The 13415-nt window shown below is 54.8% G+C and carries 12 protein-coding genes, 1 pseudogene and 1 riboswitch; of the genes and pseudogenes, 3 read left to right on the top strand and 10 right to left on the bottom strand.

The annotated features are described in order from the left end of the window. The 7 genes and pseudogenes from ACWHYZ_RS06135 to ACWHYZ_RS06105 form a co-directional block, all read right to left on the bottom strand. Entirely contained in the window at nt 1-933 is a 933-nt protein-coding gene (locus ACWHYZ_RS06135) for an ABC transporter substrate-binding protein (protein ID WP_447986400.1), read from the bottom strand. 88 nt (nt 934-1021) lie between these two features. After that, nucleotides 1022-1218, bottom strand: a riboswitch (cobalamin riboswitch). 130 nt (nt 1219-1348) lie between these two features. Beyond that, nucleotides 1349-2128 (bottom strand): molybdopterin-binding protein, encoded by a 780-nt coding sequence (locus ACWHYZ_RS06130; RefSeq protein ID WP_447986399.1) that lies wholly within the window; start codon nt 2126-2128, stop codon nt 1349-1351. After that, nucleotides 2115-2912: a cytochrome b/b6 domain-containing protein gene (locus ACWHYZ_RS06125; RefSeq protein WP_447987526.1), complete on the bottom strand. Its 798-nt coding sequence runs from the start codon at nt 2910-2912 to the stop codon at nt 2115-2117. The genes ACWHYZ_RS06130 and ACWHYZ_RS06125 overlap by 14 nt, the downstream gene beginning before the upstream one ends. Nucleotides 2913-3296: 384 nt before the next feature. Continuing rightward, nucleotides 3297-3527: a hypothetical protein gene (locus tag ACWHYZ_RS06120; RefSeq protein ID WP_447986398.1), complete on the bottom strand. Its 231-nt coding sequence runs from the start codon at nt 3525-3527 to the stop codon at nt 3297-3299. 165 nt (nt 3528-3692) lie between these two features. After that, on the bottom strand, nt 3693-4211 hold the full coding sequence (locus ACWHYZ_RS06115; protein WP_447986397.1) for a hypothetical protein: 519 nt from the start codon (nt 4209-4211) through the stop codon (nt 3693-3695). A 722-nt stretch (nt 4212-4933) separates the two neighbouring features. Then, a pseudogene (locus ACWHYZ_RS06110) lies at nt 4934-5133 on the bottom strand (phosphoglucomutase, alpha-D-glucose phosphate-specific); the annotation flags it as partial. Next, on the bottom strand, nt 5042-5263 hold the full coding sequence (locus ACWHYZ_RS06105) for a hypothetical protein (RefSeq protein WP_447987651.1): 222 nt from the start codon (nt 5261-5263) through the stop codon (nt 5042-5044). The gene ACWHYZ_RS06105 and the pseudogene ACWHYZ_RS06110, both read right to left, overlap by 92 nt. Before the next feature lie 452 nt (nt 5264-5715). Between ACWHYZ_RS06105 and ACWHYZ_RS06100 the strand changes: the two genes are divergently transcribed. Beyond that, nucleotides 5716-6231 carry a GNAT family N-acetyltransferase gene (locus ACWHYZ_RS06100; protein ID WP_447986396.1) on the top strand — a complete coding sequence of 172 codons (516 nt, stop codon included), beginning with the start codon at nt 5716-5718 and terminating at the stop codon, nt 6229-6231. 41 nt (nt 6232-6272) lie between these two features. Here the strand turns inward: ACWHYZ_RS06100 and ACWHYZ_RS06095 are convergent, their stop codons facing one another. Both ACWHYZ_RS06095 and ACWHYZ_RS06090 read right to left on the bottom strand, forming a co-directional pair. Next, nucleotides 6273-6770, bottom strand: coding sequence for a response regulator (locus ACWHYZ_RS06095; RefSeq protein WP_447986395.1), 498 nt, complete (start codon nt 6768-6770; stop codon nt 6273-6275). Between the two features lie 355 nt (nt 6771-7125). Beyond that, nucleotides 7126-7728 carry a Tll0287-like domain-containing protein gene (locus ACWHYZ_RS06090; RefSeq protein ID WP_447986394.1) on the bottom strand — a complete coding sequence of 201 codons (603 nt, stop codon included), beginning with the start codon at nt 7726-7728 and terminating at the stop codon, nt 7126-7128. Nucleotides 7729-8397: 669 nt separating this feature from the next. Between ACWHYZ_RS06090 and ACWHYZ_RS06085 the strand changes: the two genes are divergently transcribed. After that, a complete protein-coding gene (locus ACWHYZ_RS06085; RefSeq protein ID WP_447986393.1) occupies nt 8398-9195 on the top strand; it encodes a CBS domain-containing protein in 798 nt (265 codons plus the stop codon). Between the two features lie 947 nt (nt 9196-10142). Here the strand turns inward: ACWHYZ_RS06085 and ACWHYZ_RS06080 are convergent. After that, complete coding sequence (locus tag ACWHYZ_RS06080) at nt 10143-10757, bottom strand: response regulator (RefSeq protein ID WP_447986392.1); 615 nt, start codon at nt 10755-10757, stop codon at nt 10143-10145. Nucleotides 10758-11286: 529 nt separating this feature from the next. Between ACWHYZ_RS06080 and ACWHYZ_RS06075 the strand changes: the two genes are divergently transcribed. Next, nucleotides 11287-12669, top strand: a complete 1383-nt coding sequence (locus tag ACWHYZ_RS06075; protein WP_447986391.1) for a cytochrome P450 — start codon at nt 11287-11289, stop codon at nt 12667-12669. The last annotated feature ends 746 nt before the right edge of the window (nt 12670-13415 follow it).

Here is a 13415-nt window from a genome sequence, read left to right as displayed (position 1 = left end):
TCAACGAGCTGATGCTCCCGTGAAGGCTTCCGGATGAATCGCCCGTGCAAGCGCTTCCAGCCCGTCACCAATCCGGGGACCAGGACGATTCAAGAGATCCGAGGGGACATGCCGCAACTGTTCATGCTTCACGGCAGACAGAGCCGGCCATTGTTGCCACACTTGTTGCTCGCTCACTGGCACGCTCTCGACCTTGCCGACGGGAAATACCAGGACATCAGGATCTTCTCGCAACACCACTTCCATGTTGAGACGCGGATAGGGCGTGGCCGTATTGCCGGCAATATTGATCCCGCCCGCCAAGCCGATGAGCTCATGGATAAAGCTGCCGGGCCCCACCGTAATCAGCGGGTGACTGTTGAGCACGTAGAGCACCCGCACGCCGGGACGCCCTGCTGTGGTCCGGCGGATTGCGTCGATGCGCTGTTGCACATGTGCAATCGCCGCGTCCGCTTGGGATGCACGCCCGAAGATGGCTCCCAGCTTCGCGAGATGCGTCGTAATATCGGCCACCGAGTTGGCGGAGAGCACGACGAGAGGGATCTGAAGTTGCTCTACTTTCCCGACAAGGTCGGCGCGGAGAAATTCCCGGGGCGCGATGATGAGATCCGGATTGAGCGCCACGATGGCTTCGATGCTTGGGTTCGAATACCCCACTTTCTGTTTCAGACGTGCCGGTGGAGGATAGTCGCAGAACTCCGTCACGGCGATGATCTCGCGATCGAGACCGAGGGCGAACAACATCTCCGTGATGCTTGGGGCGAGGGAGACGACGCGCATGGGCGCTTTCACAAATTGAATCGATCGATCGAGGTCGTCGCGAATCGTCAGCGGTTGGGTCGGGTAGGCGATGCCGTAAAGAAACAGGGGGATCGGGACCGAGAATAATCCGATCAGGACAATGAGGGAAGACCGAACGAGTCGCAAGAGCAAACGAAAACCCTCGGGGTCAGTACGCGTTAGAGACCCAGAGGATTGCTCCCGTCTTCGTTCCTCACCCTTCCCCACCCCACGAGGGAAAGTTGGTCATCCCCTTTAGGCATGGATTCTGACTTCTGGATCCCCCTACTCGCCGCGTCTTCCCATTCGCTCCTCAGCGAACAGTGACATCTATGCGGTTTTCGTCCCCAGTTACAGCGGCGGGACCGCGAGGGATTCGCACCCTCTTCTCTTTGCCTAGAGGTTCTCTCTGGGAGGCACTGTAGTGAACGCATGGCAGACGTGTCAAGCTCGAAAAGTGACTATTCGTTGCAGGAATCCATCATCGGCAGCCCCCAGACATGTGGACTGATCTCGATGACGAATGCTTGGGTCAACGCGAGAGCAATTGGAGGCTTTCTCACATCCTCTAAATCCCCGCGTACCATTCATACCCCTGATCTTCCCAATATCCCCCTCTTCCTCCACCGATTCGCTCAAAGCTCTCCACGAGTTCGATCCGCATAACGTACTTTGCGTGCTTGTAGCCGAGCTGGCGCTCCACGCGGAGGCGTATGGGTGCGCCGTGCGCGATGGGCAGAATCTGATCGTTCATCTCATAGGCAAGGAGGGTTTGCGGGTGAAAAGCGTCGTCGAAGTCGATGCTTTCGTAATAAGACGTGCCATCATCGTCAGGATCGGCGCAATGAAAGACGACGTAGCGGGCGGTGGGTAACGGCTGGACCCGTTCTAGAATTTGACTCAACTGCGTGCCCCTCCATTTCCCGATGGCGCTCCAGCCTTCCACACAGTCATGGCGCGTGATCTGACTACGTGACGGGAGTTCCCGCAGCGCTGCCAATGAGAAGGTGGCAGGTCGTTGGACGAGTCCACCGACCTCCAGTTTCCAGTCCGCAAATCCACTGTGAACCATCCTTTGATATTCAGGATTGTCCGGATCGCGAGTGCCGTTCGGAGGGAAGAAGCTCGAAAGGTCCGCTTCCGTAAACTCCTTTGCCGTCGGTTTTCTCGTGCTGATCAGTCGTTGGGCGCGCTGAGTCAGGCCTTCCGCCTTGCCGAGCAAGCTCGTAAACCAATCGCTGCGTGATAAATTGTCACATCCTGCGAACAAGAGAAGACCAGCGGCCTGGACAGCGCCGGCCAGCAGCCGGCGACGACCTATTACGCGATCATTGCTATTGGTTTGCATCTCGCGCCTCGTCATCCTTCGTGGTTTGAAACCAGCCGGTCACCATTGAAGTGATGTTGTTCCTCAGTCCGGTTGTCGCGACCATCAAGAGATGCACCGCCACGAAACCAATAAAACCAAAACATGCCAGAAAGTGAATGGTCCTGGCCGACTGCCGACCTCCGAACAGACTGAGCAGTCCTGGAAACGACGCGTCGATGGCCGGTGACATTGTTAGACCGGTCAGGACAATTAGAGGAGCCAATCCGAAAACGACCCCCGTATAAGCGAGTTTCTGCAGAACGTTATAGTGTTTCGCTTCCTCTCCCTGAGGATGGCGGAACCTCAAGTGATTGACAAGTTCACGGCCGATCCCGCGAAGATCCTTGAGTTTTGGAAAGAGGTCTCGCCAGAAATGACGGCTGACCAGCGCATAGAGCGCGAAGAACACTCCGTTGACAACAAACACCCATGCAAAGAAGAGATGCCACTGCCGCCCCATGGCGAGCCATTTGCCGCTCGGGATCGTCATCCATGACGGAAATCCGCGAACTGACCCTGATGAGAATCCGAGCACCCCGGTGGTATCGAAGGCATGGCCTAAGACGGTCGTGATGCCTTTCACCTCGCCGTTCTCCATTCTCATGGCCATAATAGACAATAGGGGACGATCCCGATCCGAGCGCTCGCCCCAATAGAGCGCTTGGTGTGCATTGAAGATTTGCAGCCCGCTCATTACAAGAATGGGAAGGCAGACGACATTCAGCCAATGTGTCAGACGCACCGGCAGACGATGGCGATAGATGTACTCGACAGCCGGACTAGCAGGTACGTCTTGAGCAGGTTCGCCAGAGATGTTGCAGGCATCCACCTGGACAACTTCAGAAGTGACGGGCACGGTGAGTGAAACGTCGTCTGCCAAGCTGGTGTGTTGTCCGTCTTCTTCCAGCGGTCGCTCGACACTGCCCTCATCTATCTTCGGATCATTCGCATCAGCGAGACTCCTATGTGTTGCATCGGAGTCGGCAAGACTACGCTCCTGTATCTTGATATTCTTCATTTATCGGGGGGTCCGGCTCGCTTCAGCGAGCCGTCACTAAAAAACAGAACGGCCCGCTGGCTACAAGCCGGCGGGCCGCCTTCCGGTCTATTGTGTGCCTGGCAAGACCAGACGTGGGGTCCGCTTTCTCTACTTGCCGCCCTTCATCTTGTCCTTATCCCCCTTATCCATGTCACTTTTCATCGTGCCGCCCTCGCCCTGCATCTTCCCCTTATCCCCTTTCTCGCCCGTTTTTCCTTTTTCGCCTTTCATCTCGCCCTTCATCTCACCCTTCCCCTTACCCATCTCGTCGGCAAAGGACGGTGAGCTAAAGCCTGCCAGACACATGACTGCAACGACCGCCCACATTAGCTTTTTCATGGGGTCCTCCTCAATGAAGCGGTAAAGGGTCACGATGCGTCACAACTCTAGGCTGCTCGCATTATCTATCCAAGTCAACCATGAATTGAGCACACCCTCGATCGTTCTCCTTTGACAGAGGTGGATGAACTGCTCGTCCAAGAGCCCACATAGTCGCTGCAATCCCTATGTGGCATGAGCGATATAGGGATAAGCACTTCCAGCTCGGAACCAGGGAGATTCATCTCTCAGAATAGCACTGCGCCATGGAGCATCGGCAAGGAGACAGAGCTGAAGGGCTTCGGTTCGGGCATCCGCTTGCTCTATAGGAACCACTTTGAACTCCCCGAGAAACAACGTCAGCATTCGATCGCGATGCAACTCAAGAATCCCGTATCGAGCGTGAACGTCTGTGCCCTGTGGCTTGTCATTATACAATTCACAATACCGTTGCAACGCTTCCTTGATGATCAATCGATGCATCGGTTCTAGCTCATACACGTCTTGACTCTTCAACGCCGCTCTCAACTCTTCCACCGTCGCCAATGCAGCCCCAGGAGTGATCAGCTTCGCCGTCTGCGGCAGGGGGAACATCATGGTGGCAGGGTCCGTCACATAATCCTTTAAGTCATGCTCCATCCAGTCCAATGCCTCATGAACGATGTCGTTGAACACCTCATCCGGCTGTTGTTGAAAAAAAAGCATAGGCCACTGTACCTCGTGCTCCGGCGGCAATCCAGCCGTCGCACACCTACAGTCGCCTACGTCCGTAGTACACGATGCCGACCATACTTGCTAGGCTTCGTATGTGAGCCGGCTAAAATGCGGCAGACTTCGAGACTGGCGTGATGGATCTGCGATTCAAGCACCACACGTGGACTGATGAGGACATCCAAGGCGCGACCTTTCGGGGGCAGAACAACTTTGTATTTCATCTACTTCAATTTACTTTCAACGTCAGCAAGGACAGTTCTCTTATGTGGGTTACCGACCAAAGTCTTACGACCAAGGCGCAATAGCACATGATTTCCCAAAACCGCTATATCTCCATACGAGACGGTTGAGATCAAAGCGACCGGGAACTTCGGGAGGTCTGTATGAAATCTGAGAAGGAAATTGTTGCCCTTCTTCGCGAAATACGAGATTTCGTCCAGATCCTTGTCGTGCGAGAACAATTGAGTGGGTCCCTAGAACCGGCCCCGCCTGTGCAAAGAAATAGCCGGAGCTGGCTCTTATGGGGACACCGCACCCACCCACGACACTACAATCAAACTGACGAGACAACGACCGGTTCTTAAATCCATCCTCGATCAGTACGCCGGCGTCACCTCGCAACGTGATGCTGCTATACGGCTAAAGATAAGGCGGCCTGGATACCCGCATCATTGGTGCGCTCACTCACCATTATGTTCGACCACAATGCACGGCTATCGTATGCTCGCCAAGGCCTGCGTGATAATGGCCTGCACTTCGTTGACAATCGCGTCGCGGTGGGACTCGTTCTTCAGCCTCTCCCGTACAGTTTATAAATATTCTCAGTGCCGGAAGGCCGCGCCGCAAACCAGCCGTTCTTCGTCACGACTTTCAATCCTCAGATTACGGCATCGTTTCCCGGAGCCCGCGTGAGTTTGGCCACAACCGAGCCGATTGGGATTAGTGAGATCAGGTTGTCGGTCATGATACGCCCGTTCGAGCTTCTCAACGTCTATCAATAGTTCGGCTGGGGCCAGTGTGCCGGCTAATGGATGAACCCCCATCCTAACCTCCATTCCAGTTCCTGTTGTACTGGCATCAGTTTAAAAAGTGCCCATTAAAATCGGACGGCGCCCCTGGCACGACGGCTTTCTAACAGCATAGTGAATTCTCGTCATGCGACTACGGTGGCGAGGATTGATGAACCATCGTGTGATACGACTGGGTGCCAATCGATTCCTGACGCCAGGGAATACCTATCAATCGTGGACCGGCCTCCAAGGCAACAAAGAGACAGGGGGTACTATACAAACAGGCTCACTGAAACCATATTTTGTCTTTCCACATCACAGACCTCCTCGGACAACCTAGTTCCACAGTTGATATACGTCAGACTCTCAACCGCTTTTGGATCGGTCAACACCGACATGTGTATGAGTACCGCGCTGATTCTCGTGCCCTACCCCAAAACTTATAACTGCGTCCCACCAGATTTGCTGGAAAGGAGTGAACCACTATGGAGCTTAGACCGCTCGCAGCCTCCAAAATCGGCACAGTCGCCGGTTGGTTAAACCGGCGGGAGAATTATGAATGGGTGAGTTTTGCGAACGGCCTACCGATGATATCTCCAGCGAGGCTGGAGCAGATGACACAAAGTGAGAGGCACTGTTTGATGGTATATGGGTTCAACGGCGCCGAGGAACCCTGGGGATTAGTCGCACTGAGCAATATTGACACAATTTTTAAGACGGCACTCTTGTGGTATGTACTAGGCGACAAGGAATTTGCTCGCTACGGGCATACCAGCTATGCCGTGTATCGTTTATTGAGAATCGGCTTCTTCAAGCTTGGTCTCCGAGCCATACATGCGTGGACACTCGATATCAACCTGGCCTCCATTAGAGTGCTTCAAAAAAACGGGTTCCGCTACATCGGCAAGCAGGCATCGTGTCACGTCATAGAGGGCACGCCGACAGAGCGGCTGCAATTCGAATTATTTTCTGCTGAATACGATGGTCGTCACGCTGCTTGATACCTGCTCTAGCACCAGCGTGTTGCGGTATCATGTCCGCTTTAATGGTGCGTGTCTTTCAACTTCCTCAAGACATGTTGATGCAGCTTCTCGCGAACAAAACCAAGCTTTTTTGATGTCTTACGATGACGCTCTTCAAGATTCACGGCAATAGACTGCAGACGGGATAGCCCTAAACCGTGACGGACCGCTCTCACGAACTCCTCTCGGTCAAATGGCTTGGCAATAAAATCCGTGGCGCCTGCTGCAAGAGCTTTCGCCATGACCCCGTGATCCGCATGTGCGGTAATCATCAATATGGGAGTCTCGGGCCGCAGTTGCTTCACGGCAGTCAGGACTTGCAGACCATTCATGTTGGGCATGTTCACGTCGACGATAATCGTGTCGTACCCCTTCACCCGTACAAGGTCTAACGCCTTCGTCCCTGAATCACAGGTGTCGAGTTCTATATGCTTCAGACGTGATTCCAGTGTGCCCGAAAGGGCGTCAAGTAAGGCAGGATCATCATCGACCAGAAGCAGATGAGAAAGGCCGCGCATGGCACTTGAACCTCGTTGGGTAAGATTTGCAGACTGGTCTACCATGACACCACCTCTTGGTGAAATACCTACACACTAAGTGTAACAATCAGGGCATCTTTGAGTAAGCTCAAGCTGGCGCATAGTAAGCTGCTGCCGCCTACTTGTCTATCGCGCCAAATACTACGCACCATGTGGTAGTGAAGCTCTAAAGGTTTAATCCAGGCGCTTAGCAGCCTCATCGACCGCCTGGTACAGGGCGCCAAACACATGGACAGAGATGCCGCATGAAGTGTTCTAAACTGTATTTTCACATTCTCCCAAGAGCAAATTGATGACTACTGGGACGCCGGCTGTGGAACGCAGGGCGAAACGATTATTGTTCCATTGGTATAGAAATGACAATGGCGCCCATGACGTCATTCAGTTGAAAGTTCCGCCTCGGGCTATCGGGATGCGCGTTGTGGCAACCAATGCACGCTTGAGCGATCGCCTTGTCAGCATATACAGCTTGAAAATACAGATCCCGTCCGTTCATCACCATTCCAGTATATGGATGCTCAGGATGCTGAGAGACTTCCCAAAGTCCTGCTTGATCAAACTCGGTCTTGGGCCCATTTCGTTTGTTAATGGGCCAGAGACTGAGCAGTCGGTAGCTAATCTTGGCTTGAGTCTTTGCAGCGAGTCGGGCTGATTCCTCCAGAAACTGCACCGGAAGAGGAAGGGTCTTTTGAGTCTTCCAGTTTTCCGAGGCCACCACGACGCCCCTCTCCTGCAACCGCTCCACGACATGGACTGTATAGAAAGTACGGTCAGCTTGGATCACAGCGTGGACGATGTCCGCTACTTTCTCCGCTGGAATTCCTGCGTGAGTCCCGGGCTGGGCGGAATCCTGTGCTCCTAAAAGGCCGCCTCGATAACCCAAAACTATGATAATTGCGATGGTGATGAGTATCCCAAACGTCCTTTTGTAAATCATAGTTCACCTTCCTCACATAGTTAAGAATCATCAGCCCCCTTATCTCTTGATCCAAGAACTAGGCTGTGCGAACGCCCTTTGACAATCAGAGGGATACCTACACCGTTCGGGCGACAATCAAGAGGGCGGAACAAAGTGACAAGGTCTAGGCTGAATGTCAGAAAGAGAACGATTGAAACGATCTGAGTGGCTGGACTTGGGGACTCTCCGAAGGATGAGGTCAGCTCTACAGATTCAACTGTCGGCCCCTTCCTCAAACGACGTCCCATCATCTTGAACTTCCCTTTTTAGTTTCATTGAAGCGTCCCATAGCAGTGCACCGGACCAGGTAGGACAACCCCCGACTTGTTTTCCAGCTAGGTCAGGCCTAACGTTCCCGCTAAACCTACATTTCGTTGGCCTCAGCAATCTGCAACATGGGGTCGAACAAAGCTCTTGAGAGAGCAGATGCTAACCGGATGTCCGGGCACGAAGGCTCACCCACATGGAGCCTGCAATGAGCACAGTCGAACCGGCTATGCCGGTCACCATTACCTGGCGTAGCCAGAAAGGGAAAGCAAGCCAACATGGAGTTCAATGGTCAATCCGTATGTACTCCATTCAAAGCTCCGGTACGACGCGTTCAATACTTATCAACACGAAGTTACGTTACACTACACAACGAGGTTCATGATGCAACATACCACTAAGAGTCGGCTGGCTCGAGGCCTGTTCCTTGATCGTGATGCAGAGCGGTTGCGACAACGACTGGTCTGCTTTGAACCGTTTCTGAGCCGAAAGCAAATGCCCGTCACCTCACTTGCAGACTTTGATCAAGTGACAGAACGTCTGATTAGTGAGGTGTTCGGAAACGCATCGGACTTAGCCGAGGCATACGAGTATGCCAAGCTCGGCGAGGCAGCAAGTTTGGTTAATTTGCCTGAAGAAGCTCAAGAAAGCGGTGTGCAGGATGTGGAACGACGAAGCCTGCAACAGCGCAAGCAAGTGCTAGAGAGTTGTATTTGTGCACTTCACGCACATCGACTCGCCAATCCACGACCTGAAGGCCGTGTGGCCGCGTACATGTCAACCAAAATCTACAGCATTCATGTGGATGCCACGCTAGCGGAAGCAGGGACTCTCCTGAAAAAATGGAGAGTGGGTTCACTTCTCGTCCAGAACGGTCCACGTTATGTCGGCATCATTACCGATACAGATTTGAGCCGTAAGGCTGTCGCGCAGTGTCTTGATCCATCGGCCACGACGGTGAATATTTGCATGACGAAACCTGTTATTAGCATTGAAGACTATCAACCCATGACAGCGGCCATCTCGCTGATGAAAGAGCACGAAATACGCCACTTAGTGGTCACCGCCGGTGACAGCGTGATCGGCATTCTATCGGTTTCCGACGTTGTCCGTTATTACTCGGATCTCGTCCCTCTCTTATCCGATGTCGCGTCTCTCACCGACAATGGGAGCGTCTGATGAGTGTGGGTGCGTTGTGACATCACCGCCTCGACGGACGAAAGGGCTATCGGACTAGCATGAGTTGACGGCATTTTCGCCTTACATACGTGCGGAAAGAGCAACGGAGGACTCGCGAGGATCGAACTGACGGCAGACACTTATGGCACATGCATTCCGGCATACCTAGCGGAGCCCCTGACTCTCCAGAGAGCATGAGTATGCATCAGCAGCCGCCGAGCAGCAATGGTGTAAGTTGGAGACGTCGATTGGGATTGAATCAATGACCTGCGGTTCACGAACCTGACCAACCCGCTATCTGACGAAACACCAAGATGACGTGACTGCATCCAAACCAACAAAGAGGAGTATGGATCATCTGGTCGGCCGTGCCGGTTTGGCTTGCCTGCTTCGCAGCGTGGCAGCAGAATAACTGTGCCGACGCGACAGATTCTAAGTATCAATGGTACCCGGCATCATGACGCGAATGTTTTCGGTTGCGATTTACCCGGCCAATGAAGGACTGATGACAGAGGACCCTTACGCGCAGGGCGTGCGTGGGAAAGTACCGGGATAAGGTGGGGAGCTGAGGGCGGCCCTGTCGGGATCTTAGGATCGACGGCATATTATTCTCTGGCCTGCACACCGTCGCAACTTATCGAGGTCTATCGCTTCGGGATATTCCTCAAGAGGCATTTCGTGACGCGATGGAGAAAAATACCGGCGTTCTCACAGTGATCAAAAGTCGACCTGGTGGTGCCGTTACGGGTTATGGGAGGCCGTTATGATGAAGGTGGGAAGAGATCAAAACAGGCAGGGCGGCAAACGGCTCCCTTACAGGCATTGAAACCGTGGCAAAGTGGCAATCCCGTCGGTCGACCGAAGGTTGCAATAGAAATCCGGTGCTTACGGCTCGAAGACCATTGGAGAGGACGGATGTATATTTAGCCAGACGCGCCCTTCACCCCTCACTGTTCCCGGTCCCGCCAATCGGTGACCGCATAGTTAAGAAGGGCCGAAACGGTTGGAAGCTGCAGCTTCTCCCGTATATTGGCCCGGTGGCTCATGACCGTTTTCACACTCACGCCCAATAATGACGCGATTTCTACCATGCTGTGACCGTTCGCGATTAGATGGAGGATCTGTTCTTCTCTAGGGGACAACCGCTTGACCGGCAACTGCGGCATACGGATGTCATCCTCGTCAAAAGGCTGGCTTAGATAAGTCTGGCCCGCGACGACTCGTTGCACGGCCGTTTTTAATTCCTTCATTGATGCCGTCTTCACCACATAGCCTGCCGCTCCCAACTCCAGCGCCTGTCTGGCATATCGGGGCTCGCTGAATCCAGAAAATACGATGATGCGAAGTAATGGACAAAGGACCTTGATTTTAGGAATTAGGGTGAACCCATGCTCATCGGGCAGCACTAGGTCAAGAAGCAGGATATCACAGGGGTGCTTCGGCAGACGGGAGAGCAATTCTTCCGCGGTGCTAGCCTCTCCAACGACTTTGACATCCGCTAAGCCGTGCTTGATGCCTTGACGTATGATCTTGTGATCTTCTGCAAGAAAAAGCCGCACCATAGATAAGATCCTATTGTATTTTATTTTTTATAACATGCCACGCAGATGAAACTATTGGACTAAAGTACGGATGGCGGATTCCCTTAAGACGATTGACAGCTACATCACTGGCATAGATCTACGGCGGCGTGAAGGAAACTTTGGCTACTAGCATATGCCTAGAGGGCTGTATGGACATCTAATTCGGCCGTCTACTTCCGGCGCTATGCTGCCAGAGCGGGGTCGGGCCTGAACCGAGACATCGCATTCCACCCTCCTGCCGCCGTCCATACGTCCGATCATAGATTGTAAGACCGCTGCCTTGTGACGCCATGATACTAATAATCTTAATTGAATCTGTTGGAAAGGAGACTCCCACGAAGTATATCGCATGTCCAGTTGTAGAAGGCGGCGAATTATTCTTGGCCGAGTTATCGCAGTACAGCCTTTCCCTAATTCCCCTGATTGTTGGCCCGTCACGACCTCACGCTAGGACAAACCTGACGCATGTCAATTTGATGCCGGCGACATAGCGTGATAATCTCCGCCCATGCCCAAGGCGGTTCAATCCTTCACACTTGTGGATGTTCCCGGCGGGGCGCCCTTGCTCGGTCATCTACGCGCGTTCAAGCCGCGCCCGTTGCAGATCATGTCGGCCTGGTGGCGCCAGCACGGCGATGCGCTGCGCTTCCGCCTCGGCCCCAAGACCCTCTATCTCTTCAGTCATCCCGATCTAGCCGAGGAGATTATGGTGCAGCAATCCGAGCGCTTCGTGAAGGTTTACGATCCCCGCCGGCCGGTCGGTCTCGCGCTGGTCCTGGGTAATGGATTGGTAACCAGTTCGGGCGAGGTGTGGAAGCGGCACCGGAGCATCATTCAGCCGATCTTTCACCGGTCTCGGATGGCCGCGATGACCAATCGGATGGCCCAGGTTGGCGAGCAGCACCTCGCCGGCTGGGCGGACCATGCCGGCCGGCCGGTCGACATCGCGGCCGAAATGATGCAGCTTGCCCTGGAAGTGATCTCGCAAACGATGTTCAGCACCAGCGTGTCCGAACATATCGACCAAATCAGCCACGCGCTACGAGTCAGCCTAAAGTACGCATTCGACTCATTCCACAATCCGCTGCACCTGCCCAGGTGGGTGCCGACCGCGCGCAATCGTGAATTTCGTTTCGTCATGCAATTCATGGACAGGCTGATCTACGGATTGATCGCCGAGCGGCGCCGCAGCAGGGCAAAGCATGACGATTTACTCGACCTGCTGCTCCAGGCTCGCGATGAGGAGAGCGGCGCCTGTTTGAGCGATCAGGAACTGCGGGACGAAGCGCTGACGATCTTCGCGGCCGGACACGAGACCACCGCAAACGCGCTCGCCTGGACATGGTACCTCCTCGCGGCGCATCCGGATGCGAAGGCACGCTTTCACGAGGAAGTGGACCGGGTCCTGAAGGGGCGGACGCCGAACGCCGATGATCTTGAATGCCTCCCGTACACACGCGCGGTGTTCGATGAATCGCTCCGTCTGTATCCGCCGGCCCCGGCCGTTCAGCGCAAGGCGACGACCCGCGTCACCGTCGGCGGCTTGCCGGTGCCGGCCGGGGCCGTGGTCCTCGTCGGCACGTATAACCTGCACCGGCACCCGGCCTTCTGGCGCGACCCGGAGCGGTTTATGCCGGAGCGATGGCTCGGCAGCGAACGTCCTGCTGCCCGCTGCGCCTATCTGCCGTTCGGTGCAGGGGCGCGGGCCTGCGTGGGGACGTACTTTGCGACGGTAGAGGGGCCGCTGCTCCTGGCGCTTATCGGCCGCCGCTACGATCCGAGACTAGCCCAGGACCGCGTCGAGCCTGAGCTCATGGTGACGTTGCGGCCGAAAGGCGGCATACGCATGGCGCTCGAGCCGCGGCATGGGTCGGTCGGATCGGCCGGCTAAACATCAGACCTTGATCACCCTCAGAGTGGTGCGGCTCGAGGTGATCTCTGGCCCCACGATGCTGTCGGGACGCGGCTCGATCCAGAAGCGCCCCCTCGGAGTATTGAGGAAGGTGGTTGAGGCCGCGCACCACACGCCCCCCGTCAGCCTGCAAACCCTGCCAAAGCGGCCATCCCGATGGCCGGCCGAACGTTGGAGCAGAAATACAGCACCTCGCTTGCGATCACGGGTCAGAAGCTTGTTCACGCCTGGGCATACGCACACCATACCGGGCTTTGGAGGCCAATCGCTGCATTGTCCACGGTGATCATCTCCGGATACGCTCCAGCGCGGCCACGGACGGGCGATCTCCCGTAGTCCGCCTGCGGATAGCGGTGTTATTTCGCCCATGGTGTCGGTCGAACTAGGTCGCCCGATTCAACCGGAGCAGCATACATGCCCGTTGCACGCCAGTTGTAAATCGCCCGTCAACTGCTGGACCAGCGCGCGCTTGCGTCTGAGCCTCAGTGGACTACTTAATGAGTTCAAAACCGCTCGCTCTATCCTGATGCATTTCTGTAACAGTCTTAGCATGTATCATAGCGCTCTCGATGGGCCAAGCGTTGCAGGTATTGCTGCCCTTCCGTGAACGCCCTGTATTCGTCTCGTCTATTGGACTTAAGAGAGCCCTCGTCGGCTACTCGGAGTATCTGGCTGGTTTGAGTTCGTTCCTCAGCGACCATGCCACGCTGTTTTATGTGTGGGCA

It is taken from the genome of Nitrospira sp. Nam74, assembly GCF_965152615.1.
The sequence above is the reverse complement of the archived record's forward strand: the minus strand, read 5'-3'. Positions and strand labels throughout refer to the sequence as shown.

Coding starts and splice junctions, on each gene's coding strand:
- ACWHYZ_RS06130 (WP_447986399.1), bottom strand. CDS start 2,128: ATGCAAACCAATAGCAATGATCGCGTAATAGGTCGTCGCCGGCTGCTG.
- ACWHYZ_RS06120 (WP_447986398.1), bottom strand. CDS start 3,527: ATGAAAAAGCTAATGTGGGCGGTCGTTGCAGTCATGTGTCTGGCAGGC.
- ACWHYZ_RS06115 (WP_447986397.1), bottom strand. CDS start 4,211: ATGCTTTTTTTTCAACAACAGCCGGATGAGGTGTTCAACGACATCGTT.
- ACWHYZ_RS06105 (WP_447987651.1), bottom strand. CDS start 5,263: ATGGGGGTTCATCCATTAGCCGGCACACTGGCCCCAGCCGAACTATTG.
- ACWHYZ_RS06100 (WP_447986396.1), top strand. CDS start 5,716: ATGGAGCTTAGACCGCTCGCAGCCTCCAAAATCGGCACAGTCGCCGGT.
- ACWHYZ_RS06095 (WP_447986395.1), bottom strand. CDS start 6,770: ATGCGCGGCCTTTCTCATCTGCTTCTGGTCGATGATGATCCTGCCTTA.
- ACWHYZ_RS06090 (WP_447986394.1), bottom strand. CDS start 7,728: ATGATTTACAAAAGGACGTTTGGGATACTCATCACCATCGCAATTATC.
- ACWHYZ_RS06085 (WP_447986393.1), top strand. CDS start 8,398: ATGATGCAACATACCACTAAGAGTCGGCTGGCTCGAGGCCTGTTCCTT.
- ACWHYZ_RS06080 (WP_447986392.1), bottom strand. CDS start 10,757: ATGGTGCGGCTTTTTCTTGCAGAAGATCACAAGATCATACGTCAAGGC.
- ACWHYZ_RS06075 (WP_447986391.1), top strand. CDS start 11,287: ATGCCCAAGGCGGTTCAATCCTTCACACTTGTGGATGTTCCCGGCGGG.